Genomic DNA, 15,234 nt, shown 5'->3' with positions numbered 1-15,234 from the left:
ATGAAGATTATTGTACCTGCAACAAGTGCCAATATCGGGCCAGGTTTTGATTCGGTCGGTGTAGCTGTAACCAAGTATCTTCAAATTGAGGTCTGTGAAGAACGAGATGAGTGGCTGATTGAACACCAGATTGGCAAATGGATTCCACATGACGAGCGCAACCTTTTGCTTAAGATTGCCTTGCAAATTGCGCCGGACTTGCAACCGAGACGCTTGAAAATGATCAGTGATGTTCCCCTGGCGCGTGGCTTGGGTTCTTCTAGCTCGGTTATTGTTGCTGGGATTGAACTGGCTAACCAATTAGGCAAGCTCAACTTATCTGACCATGAAAAGTTGCAGCTGGCTACCAAGATTGAAGGACATCCTGACAATGTGTCACCAGCTATCTATGGCAATCTTGTTGTTGCGAGCTCTGTTGACGGAGAAGTTTCAGCAATTGTGGCAGACTTCCCAGAATGTGATTTCCTAGCCTATATTCCAAACTATGAATTGCGTACCCGAGACAGCCGCGGTGTCTTGCCTAAGAAATTATCCTACAAGGAAGCTGTTGCAGCTAGTTCTATCGCAAATGTTGCTGTTGCAGCCTTGTTGGCAGGAGACATGGTGACTGCTGGCCAAGCGATTGAGGGAGACCTCTTCCACGAGCGCTACCGTCAGGATCTGGTGAGGGAATTTGCGACGATTAAGCAAGTGGCTAAAGAAAATGATGCCTATGCAACCTATCTCTCTGGTGCCGGGCCAACAGTTATGATCTTGGCTTCTCATGACAAGATGCCCAAGATTAAAGCTGAATTGCAAAAGCAGTCTTTCAAAGGCAAACTTCATGATTTGAAGGTTGATACGCAAGGTGTCCGTGTCGAAACAAAGTAAAGAATAGCAGATAGGATGGGGAAAGTCTCGACTAGGGGGCTGCTTCCTGTCCTTTTTTTGAAAAGAAGTCTAGTTAAAAACTCGATAAAGGAGAAACGAAGATGGCAGAAATTTATCTAGCAGGTGGTTGTTTTTGGGGTTTAGAGGAGTATTTTTCCCGAATTTCTGGAGTGCTAGCAACCAGTGTTGGCTACGCTAATGGGCAAGTCGAAACGACCAATTATCAGCTGATTAAGGAAACAGACCATGCAGAAACGGTTCAAGTGATTTACGATGAGAAAGCAGTGTCACTTAGAGAAATTTTACTTTATTATTTCCGTGTCATTGACCCTTTATCTATCAACCAGCAAGGGAATGACCGTGGTCGTCAATATCGTACTGGGATTTATTACCAAGATGAAGCAGATTTGCCAGCTATCTACACTGTGGTGCAGGAGCAGGAACGCATGCTAGGTCGAAAGATTGCAGTAGAAGTGGAGAAACTTCGCCACTATATTCTGGCTGAAGACTATCACCAAGATTATCTCAAGAAAAATCCTTCAGGTTACTGTCATATCGATGTAACGGATGCTGAGAAGCCCTTGATTGATGCATCTAACTATGAAAAGCCTAGTCAAGAAGTGTTAAAGGAAAGTTTATCCGAAGAGTCCTATCGTGTTACGCAAGAAGCTGCTACAGAGGCTCCATTTAGTAATGCTTATGACCAAACTTTTGAAGAAGGGATTTATGTAGACATCACGACGGGTGAGCCACTCTTTTTTGCTAAGGATAAGTTTGCTTCAGGTTGTGGTTGGCCAAGTTTTAGTCGTCCGATTTCCAAGGAATTGATTCACTATTACAAAGACCTGAGTCATGGGATGGAGCGAATCGAAGTTCGTTCTCGGTCAGGCAATGCTCACTTGGGTCATGTTTTCACAGATGGACCTCAGGAGTTAGGTGGCCTCCGTTACTGTATCAATTCGGTCTCCTTGCGCTTTGTGGCCAAGGATGAGATGGAAGAAGCAGGATATGGCTATCTATTACCTTACTTAAACAAATAAAACAGAGAGGGTGGGCGCTTCCCACTTTCTTCATTTCCAGAATAAGAATAGAAGGGATCTATGAAACACTTACTATCTTACTTCAAACCCTATATCAAAGAATCCATTTTAGCCCCCTTGTTCAAGTTACTAGAAGCTGTTTTTGAACTCTTGGTTCCCATGGTGATTGCTGGGATTGTTGACCAATCATTGCCCCAGAGGGATCAAGGTCATCTCTGGATGCAGATTGGCCTGCTCCTTATCTTTGCAGTGATTGGCGTTTTAGTGGCATTGGTAGCTCAGTTTTACTCAGCCAAGGCAGCGGTTGGGTTTGCCAAAGAACTGACAAACGACCTCTATCGTCATATTCTTTCCTTGCCCAAGGACAGCAGAGACCGTTTGACAACTTCTAGCTTGGTTACTCGCTTGACTTCGGATACCTACCAAATTCAGACTGGTATCAATCAATTCCTGCGTCTCTTTTTGCGAGCGCCTATTATCGTTTTTGGAGCCATTTTTATGGCCTATCGCATTTCAGCTGAGCTGACTTTCTGGTTTTTGGTCATGGTTGTTATTTTGACGATTGTCATTGTCGGGCTCTCTCGACTGGTCAATCCTCTCTACAGCAGTCTCAGAAAGAAAACGGACCAACTAGTTCAGGAAACGCGCCAGCAATTGCAAGGGATGCGAGTTATTCGTGCTTTTGGTCAGGAAAAACGAGAGTTACAGATTTTTCAAACCCTTAACCAAGTCTATGCCAGTTTGCAAGAAAAGACGGGTTTCTGGGCTACTTTATTAACACCTCTGACCTATCTGATTGTTAATGGAACTCTTCTCGTCATCATCTGGCAGGGCTATATTTCGATTCAAGGAGGTTTACTCAGCCAGGGTGCTCTTATTGCCCTTATCAACTATCTTTTGCAGATCTTGGTGGAATTGGTTAAGCTAGCTATGCTGATTAATTCTCTCAACCAGTCCTATATCTCAGCTAAGCGAATCGAGGAAGTCTTTGCTCAAGATCCCGAAGACATCCACTCAGAGTTAGAACAAAAACAAGCTACCAGTGATCGGGTTTTACAAGTTCAAGAATTGACTTTTACCTATCCTGATGCGGCTCAACCTTCTCTGAGAGACATTTCCTTTGATATGAAGCAGGGGCAAATCCTTGGTATCATCGGGGGTACTGGTTCTGGTAAATCAAGCTTGGTGCAAGTCTTACTTGGACTTTATCCAGCAGACAAGGGGAGCATTTACCTTTATCGAGATGGATGTAGTCCTCGCAATCTTGAGCAGTGGCGGTCTTGGATTGCCTATGTGCCTCAAAAAGTCGAACTCTTTAAAGGAACCATTCGTTCCAACTTGACTTTGGGTTTAAATCAGGAAGTGACTGACCAAGAACTCTGGCAGGCCTTGGAGATTGCGCAAGCAAAGGATTTTGTCAGTGATAAGGAAGGACTCTTAGATACCATAGTTGAGGTAGGAGGACGAAATTTCTCAGGTGGACAAAAACAAAGGCTGTCTATCGCACGAGCGGTCTTGCGTCAAACTCCGTTTCTCATCCTAGATGATGCGACCTCGGCCCTCGACACCATTACCGAGTCCAAGTTGTTGAAAGCTATTAGAGAGAATTTTCCAAACACGAGCCTAATCTTGATTTCTCAACGAACCTCGACTCTACAGATTGCTGACCAGATTCTCCTCTTGGAAAAAGGTGAGCTCCTAGCTATCGGCAAGCACGAGGACTTGATGAAGACTAGCCAAGTCTATCGTGAAATCAATGCATCCCAACATGGAAAGGAGAACTAGCATGAGACGACAAACTGCAAACCAGACGCTCAAACGTTTGGCTAAAGACCTTGCAAGTCATCCTTTCCTTCTTTTCCTAGCCTTTCTAGGAACTATTGCCCAAGTTGGCTTATCAATCTATCTACCTATTCTGATTGGGCAGGTCATTGACCAGGTTCTAGTGGCTGGTTCTTCGCTAGTTTTTTGGCAGATTTTCATTCAGATGATATTGGTGGTCATAGGAAATACCCTAGTTCAATGGGCCAATCCTCTTCTTTATAATCGCATAATCTTCTCTTATACCAAAGACTTGCGAGAGCGAATAATCCATAAACTCCATCGTTTACCGATTGCCTTTGTAGATAGGCAAGGTAGTGGGGAGATGGTTAGTCGTGTAACCACAGACATCGAACAGTTGGCAGCTGGCTTGACCATGATTTTTAATCAATTTTTCTTTGGTGTCTTGATGATCTTGGTCAGCATTCTAGCCATGCTCCAAATTCATCTCCTCATGACCCTCTTGGTCTTGCTGTTGACGCCACTGTCCATGTTGATTTCACGCTTTATTGCCAAGAGATCTTATCATCTCTTCCAAAAGCAAACAGAGACAAGGGGGATTCAGACTCAGTTGATTGAAGAATCGCTTAGCCAACAGACCATTATCCAGTCCTTTAATGCTCAGGCAGAGTTTATCCAAAGACTGCGTGCGGCCAATGACAACTACGCAAGCTATTCTCAGTCAGCCATCTTTTATTCATCAACGGTCAATCCTTCGACTCGCTTTGTAAATGCACTCATTTACGCGCTTTTAGCTGGAGTAGGAGCCTATCGTATCATGATGGGGTCCACCTTGACAATTGGGCGTTTAGTGACCTTTTTGAACTATGTTCAACAGTACACCAAGCCCTTTAATGATATTTCTTCTGTTTTAGCTGAGTTGCAAAGTGCTCTCGCTTGTGCAGAGCGCGTCTATGCTGTCTTAGAAAGTCCTGAGATTGCTGAAACAAGTAAGGAAGTTTTGACCAGTGACCAAGTTAAAGGAGCTATTTCCTTTAAACATGTCTCTTTTGGATACAATCCTGAAAGGATCTTGATTAAGGACTTATCCACCGATATCCCAGCTGGTAGCAAGGTTGCTATTGTTGGTCCTACGGGTGCTGGAAAATCAACCCTCATCAATCTCCTCATGCGTTTTTATCCCATTAACTCGGGAGATATCTTGCTAGACGGGCGATCCATTTACGATTATACCCGAGCATCATTGAGACAGCAGTTTGGGATGGTGCTCCAAGAAACCTGGCTCAAGCAAGGGACTATTCATGACAATATTGCCTTTGGAAATCCTGAAGCCAGTCGGGAGCAGGTGATTGCTGCTGCCAAAGCAGCCAATGCAGATTTTTTCATCCAACAGTTGCCGCAGGGATACGATACCAAGTTGGAAAATGCAGGAGAATCTCTCTCTGTCGGTCAAGCCCAGCTCTTGACCATCGCCCGAGTCTTTCTGGCTATTCCTAAGATTCTTATCTTAGACGAGGCGACTTCATCCATTGATACGCGGACAGAAGTGCTGGTCCAGGACGCCTTTGCCAAACTCATGAAGGGGCGAACAAGCTTTATCATTGCTCACCGCTTGTCTACCATTCAGGATGCGGATTTGATTCTTGTCTTGGTAGATGGTGACATTGTTGAGTATGGTAACCATCAGGACCTCATGGCTAGAAAGGGCAAGTATTACCAAATGCAGCGAGCTGCAGTTTTTAGCTCTGAATAAGCCATCCCTGTCCATTTAAAGTCTTAATGACACTAAAAGTTGCCTTCGGGTGACTTTTTTGTTACAATAGCTAGAAAAATCAAGGTCTTAGAAGGAGAAAACAATGAAAGTCTATCAGCATGTAAATATCGTTACTTGTGACCAAGCTTTTCATGTGCATCTGGATGGTATCTTGGTTGTTAAGGATTCTCAAATCGTCTATGTCGGTCAAGAGAAGCCAGAGATTTTAGATCAAGCTGAGCAGATTATAGACTATCAAGGAGCTTGGATCATGCCTGGTTTGGTTAATTGCCACACCCATTCTGCTATGACAGGCTTGAGAGGGATCCGAGATGACAGCAATCTCCATGAATGGCTCAATGACTATATCTGGCCAGCTGAAGCAGGATTTACAGCAGATATGACTACAAGAGCAGTCAAGCAGGCTCTGACAGAGATGCTCCAGTCAGGAACAACAACCTTCAACGATATGTATAATCCCAATGGTGTGGATATTGAGAGAATTTATCAGGCAGTCAAGGCATCTAAGATGCGTTGTTATTTCTCACCGACCCTCTTTTCTTCAGAGACAGAGACAACTGCTGAGACCATAAGCAGAACACGTGCTATTATAGAGGAAATCTTAGGATATGAAAATCCAAATTTCAAGGTTATGGTAGCTCCACATTCTCCATACAGTTGTAATCAAGACTTGCTGGAAGAAAGCTTAGATATGGCAAAAGAGCTGGACATTCCTATCCATATCCATGTAGCGGAGACTCAGGAGGAATCAGGAATTATCCTCAAACGCTATGGCAAACGCCCCCTCACCTTTCTAGAAGAACTAGGTTACTTAGACCATCCGTCCGTCTTTGCTCATGGGGTCGAATTAAACGAGCGAGAAATTGAACGTTTGGCAACTTCTCAAGTAGCTATTGCTCATAATCCTATCAGTAATCTCAAACTGGCCTCAGGAATCGCTCCCATCATCCAACTGCAAAAAGCAGGAGTAGCAGTCGGAATTGCGACTGACTCGGTCGCTTCCAATAACAATCTAGATATGTTTGAGGAAGGACGGACTGCAGCCCTTCTTCAGAAAATGAAGAGTGGAGATGCCAGCCAATTCCCCATCGAAACAGCTCTAAAGGCTCTGACGATAGAAGGTGCTAAGGTTCTTAGAATGGAAGAACAGATAGGAAGTCTGGAAGTTGGCAAGCAAGCAGATTTTCTCGTGATTCAACCTAAGGGAAAAATCCATCTTCAACCTCAGGAAAATATGCTCTCTCATCTCGTTTATGCAGTCAAATCCAGTGATGTTGATGATGTTTATATCGCTGGAGAACAGGTAGTTAAGCAAGGCAAAGTTTTGACGGTAGAGATTTAAAAAAATTTCAAAAAAAGTTTGCAAAAATCTTGCATTCTTTTTTTGTCTATGCTATACTTATATACGGTTTGAAAAAACTGCCTAAGACAGTAGGGGAGCTCGACTCATAAAGATCCTACCGAGGACAAAACGTATCATGTAAAAAGAAGCGTATTGTACTTTCGTGTCTAGGTTTGGGCGCGTTTTTCTTTTGGAAAAATTCCCCAAGCAAAATAATTACGGAGGTGAACACACTAATGAGTGAAGCAATTATTGCTAAAAAAGCGGAACTAGTTGACGTAGTAGCTGAAAAAATGAAAGCTGCTGCATCTATCGTTGTTGTAGACGCTCGTGGTTTGACAGTTGAGCAAGATACAGTTCTTCGTCGTGAGCTTCGTGGAAGCGAAGTTGAGTATAAAGTTATTAAAAACTCAATCTTGCGTCGTGCAGCTGAAAAAGCTGGTCTTGAAGATCTTGCATCAGTATTTGTTGGACCATCTGCAGTAGCATTTTCTAACGAAGATGTTATCGCACCAGCGAAAATCTTGAACGATTTTGCTAAAAACGCTGAAGCACTTGAAATCAAAGGTGGTGCAATCGAAGGCGCTGTCGCATCTAAAGAAGAAATCGTTGCTCTTGCAACTCTTCCAAACCGCGAAGGACTTCTTTCTATGCTCCTTTCTGTACTTCAAGCGCCAGTGCGCAACGTTGCTCTTGCAGTCAAAGCGGTTGCAGACAACAAAGAAGACGCAGCTTAATCTTAAGCTACGCAGCGTAGCCTAGCTACGAAAAAAACTATTATAAAATTTAAAACTTATTTGGAGGAAATAACAATGGCATTGAACATTGAAAACATTATTGCTGAAATTAAAGAAGCTTCAATCCTTGAATTGAACGACCTTGTAAAAGCTATCGAAGAAGAATTTGGTGTAACTGCGGCTGCTCCTGTAGCTGTAGCTGCTGCTGGTGGCGCTGAAGAAGCTGCTAAAGATTCATTTGACGTTGAATTGACAGCTGCAGGCGACAAGAAAGTCGGCGTTATCAAAGTTGTACGTGAAATCACTGGTCTTGGACTTAAAGAAGCTAAAGAACTTGTTGATGGTGCACCAGGTGTCATCAAAGAAGGCGTTCCAACTGCAGAAGCAGAAGAAATCAAAGCTAAATTGGAAGAAGCTGGAGCTTCAGTTACTCTTAAATAAGAGGCATATACCAATTAGAATTCGGAATACTATAGTATCAGCCTTTTAGAATCGTGAACACATTTTAGAAACTGATAAATTAATTTAGTTTCCTACCAAAAACCCTACCAAAAATTAATTTGGCAGGGTTTTTCTTTTTAATAAAATTATTTTGGAGAACAGTTGAATATTGTTCTCCTTTTTTTATTTTCAGGAGGAAAAATGACAAAAGAATTACAATCATCACGCTATATTGTCATTTCATTTTTAGTACGTGAAATGGGAATTGACATTGTTGAAGCCATCTCTCTTATGGCTGAATTAGAAAAAAGTGGCTTGGTTCGATTGGAATCAAGTGGAGATTTAATACTCAAAGAACTTGGAGGAGCGCTATGAAACGAATTACCGCAAATCAATACCAAACTTCAGAACGGTATTATAAATTACCTAAAATTCTTTTTGAGGATGAGAAATATATGGATATGAAACTAGAGGTAAAGGTGGCTTATTCTATTTTAAAAGATCGTTTAGAATTATCTCTTAGTCGTGGTTGGATAGATGAAGAAGGAGCGGTTTATTTAGTATTTTCTAATTCTAAACTGATGAAGCTATTAGGTTGTTCGAAGTCAAAATTACTGTCCATCAAAAGAACTCTTAAAGAATATGATTTAATTGATGAAGTTCAACAATCTTCAAGTGAGAAAGGAAGACTAGCTAATAAGATTTATTTAGGGGAATTATCTTCTACCCCAGTAGGTAATTCAAACAGGCCTAGTGTTAAAAAAAGACTAGGGCAGGTTGAAAATGAAACGACCCCCGTCTCATATTCAGCCCCTAGTGAGACTGAAGTTAGTGAGACTAAATATAGTGAGACTGATTTTTTATTTATTGAGGATGAGGAGGATAGGAATACTCAACCTATCTTGAAAAGAAAAGTAGAAAAGGTCACAAAATATGATCGAGATTATATTTGGGGATTGGTACAAGATCAATTTAGACGAGAAGGTTTTTCTGAAACAGCCAGTGAAATTGCTATGACTGATTTTGAGAGAATCTATCAGTATGCTCTAGATAATGTTCGCTTTGTTAGACGTGCGGAAGTGCTTGCTGAATTTGTGTTTAACGGTTTGTATTCTGTTTGGAATAACCGTGTTAGAAAAGGAGGTAGTTAAATGTCGCCAATCGAGTGGATATTAGTTATGTTCATTTTAATTTCAAGTGGTGTGACTCTTTGGACATTGGTAGTCGATCAGAAAGGAGTAATCAAGAAATGAAATTTATTGATTTATTTTCTGGTATCGGTGGATTTCGACTAGGAATGGAAAGTGTCGGACACGAGTGTATTGGATTTTGTGAGATTGATAAATTTGCTAGAGAATCTTATAAGTCCATTTTTCAAACGGAAGGAGAAATCGAATTTCATGACATACGAGATGTTTCAGATGACGAATTTAAAAAACTTAGAGGGAAAGTCGATGTCATCTGTGGGGGATTCCCTTGTCAAGCATTTTCAATCGCAGGAAGACGATTGGGATTTGAAGATACTAGAGGAACTTTGTTCTTTGAAATTGCTCGGGCGACCAAACAAATCCAACCACGTTTTCTTTTTCTTGAAAATGTTAAAGGCCTACTCAATCACGATAAGGGACGGACGTTCACCACAATTCTTACCACACTTGATGAGTTGGGGTTTGATGTTGAGTGGCAGGTGCTTAACAGTAAGGATTTTGGCGTTCCCCAAAACAGAGAGAGGGTGTTTATTATCGGACATTCTAGAAAGAAAGGTACCAGACTCCTATTTCCTTTCAGACGAGAAGGTCAAGCAACTAACTCTGAGACTTTAAAAACACTAGGGAATTTGAATCCATCAAAAAGTGGAATGAGTGGTAAAGTCTATTATTCAGAAGGTCTTGCGCCAACCTTAGTTCGTGGAAAAGGAGAAGGATTTAAAGTTGCGATTCCGTGTATGACACCAGATAGATTAGACAAGAGACAAAATGGTAGACGCTTTAAGGAAAACCAAGAGCCAATGTTTACTTTAAATACTCAAGATCGCCATGGTATTGTGGTTGTTGGAGATTTACCAACTAGCTTTAAGGAAACTGGTAGAGTTTATGGAAGTGAGGGATTATCTCCAACATTAACTACAATGCAAGGTGGAGATAAAATCCCTAAAATACTGATTCCAGAACCAATCCAATTTCTAAAAGTACGGGAAGCAACGAAAAAAGGATATGCTCAAGCAGAAATAGGAGATTCCATCAATTTGGAAAGACCAAGTTCTCAGTTTCGTAGAGGTAGAGTTGGAAAAGGTATAGCTAATACGTTAACAACTAGTGGTCAAATGGGAGTAGTAGTTGCTAGCTATGAAGGAGAAGATAAACAAGTTTATCATGTAGCTGGTGTATTAATAGATGGACAATTTTACCGTCTGAGGATACGACGAATCACTCCTAAAGAGTGTTTTCGCTTGCAGGGTTTTCCTGATTGGGCTTTTGAAGCTGCTAGAAAAGTCTCTAGTAATAGTCAGCTCTATAAACAAGCTGGTAATAGTGTAACCGTTCCTGTGATTGCCGCAATCGCAAAGAAATTAAAAGAAATAGAGGAAAAAGATGAAAGCATTAAATAAAGAATCAATACTAGATTGTGATGAATTAGAAACAGAATTACATGATGCAGAAATCAAACAGCTGGATGAACAATTATTTTTGATGCCCAATTATCCATGTGAGTTTGAAGTGACATTCTTAGATGATTACCATAAAAAACACAACTACCCACTATTTTACGAATCCTATCTTCAAAACGTTATGGAATTCCTTGAAAGTCAAGACATAAAGAATGGTGTCGATGCCTTTGTAGATGATCATCAAAATCTCGTTTTTATTTTATATGGACAAGGCTATCGAGCAGAGGGAAAAGAGGGAATACTTACAACCCAAGTAACTGTAAAAGCTTATGATGAAGATAAGAAATCAATTAACTTCTCAAAATCATTAGATTCCTTAGTCGTCTCAGAATATCAAATGGAATCAAATTTGTTGGAGGTCTCCCATGATTGATCTCTATCTAAGTAAAAATAGCCATAGAAATCAACTTCTTTTAGAATTCTTCCAAAACTATGGTATCGAAGTATCTTGCCATTCAGTTTCTGAAATGACAAAGGAAAAATTAATTGAAATGATGAGCTATTCTTCAGATTGTTTCGAATTTTTATCTCCAAATTTATTACGATTTAAGAATCGAGATAACCTAAGATTAACGGATTTCGTTGAGATGATCTTAAAAAATCCTGAACTAACCATCAGACTTCCTCTTGCAGTTTCAAATAAGCGGGTTTATCCAAATCTGAATTTGGAAGAGGCTAGAGCTCTATTGCCAAGAGATACGAAACAATTGATTTACATGGCACAAACACATTATTTATCTAACTAAAGGAGAAGCAATATGGCTGAACGATTTTGGGAGAACTTGTCCATTATTTTGGCTGAAAGAAATATTAGCTGGATTGAGTTAACCAGAAAAATGTTTGCGGGAGAGTTTCACTATCCAAGTGAATTGAATCGTTTGTATCAAAAGATACGCCACTACAAGATGGAACAACGAATGCCTCAAAGTCCATGGGTAGAAAGGATTGTGCAGGTATTAGATTTAGATTATGAAGATTTATTTCGGAGGTAACTATGAAAAGAATAATTCCAGTTTATATATTCCAACAAGTTAATGTCCTATTGCTATCCCTATACTTACTTAAATTGCTTTGTATCGGTGAGTTAACTATACTACAGATTCTCTATTGTGCGTCACTCATTTCTTTTTTATGGATGTATGGTCAACGAAAACAAGTGGCCAAGGTCAATATGAAAATTAGGATAAAGTGGATTGGTATTGGATTCGTTAGCCTACTGATTATAAGCCTATGTTTTAGTCTGATTCATGCTCAAGGAAGCACGAACCAAGCAAACTTAATTGGCCTTCAACATCAAGTTCCTTGGTTTTCATTTTTATTGTTCTTAATCAATGCGAGTATGGTTGAAGAATTTCTGTATCGAGAAATTATATGGAACTTGGTCAGTAAAATAGATATTAGAGTTGCTTTGACAAGTGTTTTATTTGCCTTAGCACATCATCCAGGAACCATACTAGCTTGGTGTTTATATGTTTCACTTGGGATGTTTTTAGGGATGGTGCGCTATAAATCTGACTTATGGGGAAGTATGGGTGTACATTTGGTGTGGAACCTACTAGTTTATAGTTTGCTGCTTTTTTAGACCAAATTAGCTTGTTTTAGGGAAATGAAATGCTAACGTTATGTAACAACGTTAGTCTTTTATTTCAAAATCTTTGTTTAGTATGAATTTAGCTCTACAGAAAAATAAAAAATGTGATAAAAATTTCAACTACTCTTATCTATAATAAAGCTACCTGTTCTTTGAAAATTGAATCCACTCCGTCTTGATTAGCGTGCCTGTGTAAGTAGGGACTGAGAGTATCTCCCTGTGAAGGGCAACTGGCACAAGACGTGTGTGAGAATTTTCTAACAGACACGGAGTTTATCGTTACCAGACTTAAACGATGCGACAAACTAGATAAAGGAGTTAATCATGAAGGTAGTAAACTTGTATGATTTGAAACAAATGGGAAATAAAGGTGGTTGTACCATCCAATTGATTCATCACTTTCCTTTTGGTATGGGCTTAGGACATCTTAAAAAAGACTACATTGAATTTAAACGTGTTGGTATCGTTGATGGGAATGCAGTAGAAGTTACTCTTCGAGAACCTTATTCGAGAGATCTACTGCAGGTTGTCAAGTCGATTAAGCAACGTCAGAAATTGATAGCTTATCGTTATAAAGAAGGAAAGCTGCTATTTGTTAAGAAGGAGGTATCAGATGTCCTCTGAACAACAGGAACGAATGGCGGTTCAATATGCTGAGCGTAGTCTTTTATTTACTGTAAAAAGTCTTTTAAAGATTCTAGAATGGTCTAGACGTCAGGCTTTAGCACAGGATTCCGCCTATAAGATAGGGGTGCAGAAATTAGAAGAATTGCTACAATCTCCCTATTCGATTGATACGATTAATCTGAAAAAAGATTTTTTAGACAAACCAATTGATATAGAGAAATTTAAAGCTTTTTTAGAAAAAGAAGAGATTCCTTTAGCCATCGCTTGGCAAGGGGATTCTCTACATTTCTACACGAAAGACCGTTCGATTCTGGACAATCATTTAGACCATCTGTTAGAAAAAATGGTTAATAATCCAGAGAAATTAGCTGATTTTACCATGGATAAGTCATTAGACGATGCAATTGATGAGGCTAAATCCCAAATTACCTTTAGACAAGAAGGAGCCGTCAAACAGAAAGAGATGGTGAGATGATGTACAGTGGAAAGAAATTCCTACTATTCTCACTGTTAGGTATCTTACTAGGCTATCTTTTTCATCGTTTGACGCTTTTGTATGATTCCTATACTGGAAATACATTAGATAAATGGACTCATCTTCTGATGGAGGGTCAAGATGAAGTTCTTCAGTCGCCATGGAATATTTCTTTTACTGGAAAATCAAGTGCTTTTTTTCTACTAGGCTTTGTGATGATGTTGCTGGTTTATCTCTATTTAGAGACTGGCAAAAAACAATACCGAGAAGGAGTAGAATACGGGAGCGCCCGTTTTGGAACTCTAAAAGAAAAGAAGCTCTTTTACGGTAAAGAATTTTCTCATGATACGATCTTAGCTCAAGATGTTCGTTTGACATTATTAGATAAGAAATCACCCCAATATGATAGAAATAAGAATATTGCGGTGATCGGAGGTTCAGGAAGTGGGAAGACCTTTCGCTTTGTAAAACCCAATCTGATTCAGATGAATAGTTCAAATATTGTCGTGGATCCTAAAGATCACTTAGCTGAGAAAACAGGAAGACTCTTTTTGGAACATGGCTACCAAGTAAAGGTGCTAGATTTAGTCAATATGAAGAACTCAGATGGCTTCAATCCTTTCCGCTATATAGAGACAGAAAATGATTTGAATCGCATGTTGACGGTTTATTTCAATAACACCAAAGGCTCTGGCTCTCGTAGTGATCCATTTTGGGATGAAGCTTCTATGACTTTGGTACGAGCTTTAGCCTCCTACTTGGTCGATTTCTATAACCCACCTAAAACAAGAGAACAGCACATTGAAGAGAGTCGTTTGAGTCAAACAGAATACCAAAACTTGTTGAAACGTCAAAAAAAAGAAGTGGAAGAGCGAAAAAAAAGAGGGCGTTATCCAAGTTTTGCTGAAATCTCAAAACTCATTAAACACTTATCCAAGGGTGAAAATCAAGAAAAAAGTGTCTTAGAAATTCTATTTGAAAATTATTCTAAAAAGTATGGGACTGAAAATTTTACCATGCGAAATTGGGCAGATTTTCAAAATTATAAGGATAAGACTCTGGATTCTGTTATAGCTGTAACCACTGCTAAATTTGCCCTCTTCAATATTCAAAGTGTCATGGATTTGACCAAAAGAGATACCCTTGATATGAAGACATGGGGCCAGGAAAAATCAATGGTTTACCTAGTTATCCCAGATAACGATAGTACCTTTCGCTTTCTTTCAGCCCTCTTTTTTTCAACCGTATTTCAAACCTTAACAAGACAAGCAGATATTGATTTTAAGGGTCAATTGCCTCTTCATGTGAGAGTCTATTTAGATGAGTTCGCGAATATCGGAGAAATCCCAGATTTTGCTGAACAAACCTCAACAGTTCGTTCTCGTAATATGAGTCTCGTTCCCATTCTTCAAAATATTGCACAACTTCAAGGGCTCTATAAAGAAAAAGAAGCTTGGAAAACTATTCTTGGAAATTGTGATAGCTTAGTCTACTTAGGTGGTAATGATGAAGATACCTTTAAATTTATGAGTGGGTTACTCGGTAAACAAACCATTGATGTTCGAAATACTAGTCGTTCCTTTGGCCAGACAGGTTCAGGATCCCTTTCTCATCAAAAGATTGCTCGTGATTTAATGACACCTGATGAAGTCGGAAATATGAAACGGCATGAATGCTTGGTTCGAATTGCCAATATGCCTGTCTTTAAAAGCAAAAAATACAATTCCACTAAGCATCCAAACTGGAAATACCTAGCCAATCAAGAAACCGATGAACGGTGGTGGAACTATCAAATCAATCCTTTGAATCAAAGACAAGAAAATCATCTTGAAGGCCTTAGAATTCGTGATTTAACTTTTGAATCTAGTTTAAAATAAAAATAGAAAA

General features: G+C 39.8%; 17 protein-coding genes and 1 other annotated feature. All 17 genes read left to right on the top strand.

Annotated elements, in window-relative coordinates:
• The 17 genes from thrB (at position 1) to D8804_RS02170 (ending at position 15,224) form a co-directional block, all read left to right on the top strand.
• Positions 1-870 (top strand): homoserine kinase, encoded by an 870-nt coding sequence (gene thrB / locus D8804_RS02255; RefSeq protein ID WP_125398669.1) that lies wholly within the window; start codon positions 1-3, stop codon positions 868-870.
• A 101-nt stretch (positions 871-971) separates the two neighbouring features.
• Entirely contained in the window at positions 972-1,910 is a 939-nt protein-coding gene (gene msrB, locus D8804_RS02250; protein ID WP_125398668.1) for a peptide-methionine (R)-S-oxide reductase MsrB, read from the top strand.
• Positions 1,911-1,970: 60 nt separating this feature from the next.
• On the top strand, positions 1,971-3,695 hold the full coding sequence (locus tag D8804_RS02245; protein WP_125398667.1) for an ABC transporter ATP-binding protein: 1,725 nt from the start codon (positions 1,971-1,973) through the stop codon (positions 3,693-3,695).
• Between the two features lies 1 nt (position 3,696).
• Positions 3,697-5,445 (top strand): ABC transporter ATP-binding protein, encoded by a 1,749-nt coding sequence (locus D8804_RS02240; protein ID WP_125398666.1) that lies wholly within the window; start codon positions 3,697-3,699, stop codon positions 5,443-5,445.
• 103 nt (positions 5,446-5,548) lie between these two features.
• Positions 5,549-6,808 (top strand): TRZ/ATZ family protein, encoded by a 1,260-nt coding sequence (locus D8804_RS02235; RefSeq protein WP_125398665.1) that lies wholly within the window; start codon positions 5,549-5,551, stop codon positions 6,806-6,808.
• A gap of 62 nt (positions 6,809-6,870) precedes the next feature.
• Positions 6,871-7,006 (top strand) — a sequence feature (ribosomal protein L10 leader region).
• A 38-nt stretch (positions 7,007-7,044) separates the two neighbouring features.
• Positions 7,045-7,545, top strand: coding sequence for a 50S ribosomal protein L10 (gene rplJ, locus D8804_RS02225; RefSeq protein WP_001287274.1), 501 nt, complete (start codon positions 7,045-7,047; stop codon positions 7,543-7,545).
• Positions 7,546-7,620: 75 nt separating this feature from the next.
• The gene (rplL, locus tag D8804_RS02220) at positions 7,621-7,986 is read left to right on the top strand and encodes a 50S ribosomal protein L7/L12 (protein WP_001196969.1); all 366 of its coding nucleotides are present in this window, start codon (positions 7,621-7,623) and stop codon (positions 7,984-7,986) included.
• A 201-nt stretch (positions 7,987-8,187) separates the two neighbouring features.
• Positions 8,188-8,361, top strand: coding sequence for a hypothetical protein (locus D8804_RS02215; RefSeq protein WP_000159607.1), 174 nt, complete (start codon positions 8,188-8,190; stop codon positions 8,359-8,361).
• Complete coding sequence (locus D8804_RS02210) at positions 8,358-9,137, top strand: replication initiator protein A (RefSeq protein ID WP_048791742.1); 780 nt, start codon at positions 8,358-8,360, stop codon at positions 9,135-9,137. The genes D8804_RS02215 and D8804_RS02210 overlap by 4 nt, the downstream gene beginning before the upstream one ends.
• A gap of 98 nt (positions 9,138-9,235) precedes the next feature.
• Positions 9,236-10,594, top strand: a complete 1,359-nt coding sequence (dcm, locus tag D8804_RS02205) for a DNA (cytosine-5-)-methyltransferase (protein WP_048791741.1) — start codon at positions 9,236-9,238, stop codon at positions 10,592-10,594.
• Entirely contained in the window at positions 10,578-11,027 is a 450-nt protein-coding gene (locus tag D8804_RS02200; protein ID WP_048791740.1) for a hypothetical protein, read from the top strand. Before dcm ends, D8804_RS02200 begins: the two co-directional genes overlap by 17 nt.
• Complete coding sequence (locus D8804_RS02195) at positions 11,020-11,400, top strand: thioredoxin domain-containing protein (RefSeq protein ID WP_048791739.1); 381 nt, start codon at positions 11,020-11,022, stop codon at positions 11,398-11,400. Before D8804_RS02200 ends, D8804_RS02195 begins: the two co-directional genes overlap by 8 nt.
• Before the next feature lie 12 nt (positions 11,401-11,412).
• Positions 11,413-11,646, top strand: a complete 234-nt coding sequence (locus D8804_RS02190; RefSeq protein WP_000840776.1) for a hypothetical protein — start codon at positions 11,413-11,415, stop codon at positions 11,644-11,646.
• A gap of 2 nt (positions 11,647-11,648) precedes the next feature.
• The gene (locus tag D8804_RS02185; RefSeq protein WP_048791738.1) at positions 11,649-12,236 is read left to right on the top strand and encodes a CPBP family intramembrane glutamic endopeptidase; all 588 of its coding nucleotides are present in this window, start codon (positions 11,649-11,651) and stop codon (positions 12,234-12,236) included.
• Between the two features lie 333 nt (positions 12,237-12,569).
• Complete coding sequence (locus tag D8804_RS02180) at positions 12,570-12,869, top strand: hypothetical protein (protein WP_048791737.1); 300 nt, start codon at positions 12,570-12,572, stop codon at positions 12,867-12,869.
• Positions 12,859-13,347: a hypothetical protein gene (locus D8804_RS02175; protein ID WP_048791736.1), complete on the top strand. Its 489-nt coding sequence runs from the start codon at positions 12,859-12,861 to the stop codon at positions 13,345-13,347. The genes D8804_RS02180 and D8804_RS02175 overlap by 11 nt, the downstream gene beginning before the upstream one ends.
• Positions 13,347-15,224, top strand: a complete 1,878-nt coding sequence (locus D8804_RS02170) for a VirD4-like conjugal transfer protein, CD1115 family (protein ID WP_125398774.1) — start codon at positions 13,347-13,349, stop codon at positions 15,222-15,224. The genes D8804_RS02175 and D8804_RS02170 overlap by 1 nt, the downstream gene beginning before the upstream one ends.
• Positions 15,225-15,234: the final 10 nt, after the last annotated feature.

Source organism: Streptococcus oralis, assembly GCF_003944215.1.
In the GTDB taxonomy this organism is placed as follows: Bacteria; Bacillota; Bacilli; order Lactobacillales; family Streptococcaceae; genus Streptococcus; species Streptococcus oralis_BI.
This window is presented reverse-complemented; position numbering and strand designations above follow the sequence as displayed.

What these genes read in the sequence shown, in the direction of transcription:
- thrB (WP_125398669.1), top strand. Translation starts at nt 1, where the DNA reads ATGAAGATTATTGTACCTGCAACAAGTGCCAATATCGGGCCAGGTTTT.
- msrB (WP_125398668.1), top strand. Translation starts at nt 972, where the DNA reads ATGGCAGAAATTTATCTAGCAGGTGGTTGTTTTTGGGGTTTAGAGGAG.
- D8804_RS02245 (WP_125398667.1), top strand. Translation starts at nt 1,971, where the DNA reads ATGAAACACTTACTATCTTACTTCAAACCCTATATCAAAGAATCCATT.
- D8804_RS02240 (WP_125398666.1), top strand. Translation starts at nt 3,697, where the DNA reads ATGAGACGACAAACTGCAAACCAGACGCTCAAACGTTTGGCTAAAGAC.
- D8804_RS02235 (WP_125398665.1), top strand. Translation starts at nt 5,549, where the DNA reads ATGAAAGTCTATCAGCATGTAAATATCGTTACTTGTGACCAAGCTTTT.
- rplJ (WP_001287274.1), top strand. Translation starts at nt 7,045, where the DNA reads ATGAGTGAAGCAATTATTGCTAAAAAAGCGGAACTAGTTGACGTAGTA.
- rplL (WP_001196969.1), top strand. Translation starts at nt 7,621, where the DNA reads ATGGCATTGAACATTGAAAACATTATTGCTGAAATTAAAGAAGCTTCA.
- D8804_RS02215 (WP_000159607.1), top strand. Translation starts at nt 8,188, where the DNA reads ATGACAAAAGAATTACAATCATCACGCTATATTGTCATTTCATTTTTA.
- D8804_RS02210 (WP_048791742.1), top strand. Translation starts at nt 8,358, where the DNA reads ATGAAACGAATTACCGCAAATCAATACCAAACTTCAGAACGGTATTAT.
- dcm (WP_048791741.1), top strand. Translation starts at nt 9,236, where the DNA reads ATGAAATTTATTGATTTATTTTCTGGTATCGGTGGATTTCGACTAGGA.
- D8804_RS02200 (WP_048791740.1), top strand. Translation starts at nt 10,578, where the DNA reads ATGAAAGCATTAAATAAAGAATCAATACTAGATTGTGATGAATTAGAA.
- D8804_RS02195 (WP_048791739.1), top strand. Translation starts at nt 11,020, where the DNA reads ATGATTGATCTCTATCTAAGTAAAAATAGCCATAGAAATCAACTTCTT.
- D8804_RS02190 (WP_000840776.1), top strand. Translation starts at nt 11,413, where the DNA reads ATGGCTGAACGATTTTGGGAGAACTTGTCCATTATTTTGGCTGAAAGA.
- D8804_RS02185 (WP_048791738.1), top strand. Translation starts at nt 11,649, where the DNA reads ATGAAAAGAATAATTCCAGTTTATATATTCCAACAAGTTAATGTCCTA.
- D8804_RS02180 (WP_048791737.1), top strand. Translation starts at nt 12,570, where the DNA reads ATGAAGGTAGTAAACTTGTATGATTTGAAACAAATGGGAAATAAAGGT.
- D8804_RS02175 (WP_048791736.1), top strand. Translation starts at nt 12,859, where the DNA reads ATGTCCTCTGAACAACAGGAACGAATGGCGGTTCAATATGCTGAGCGT.
- D8804_RS02170 (WP_125398774.1), top strand. Translation starts at nt 13,347, where the DNA reads ATGTACAGTGGAAAGAAATTCCTACTATTCTCACTGTTAGGTATCTTA.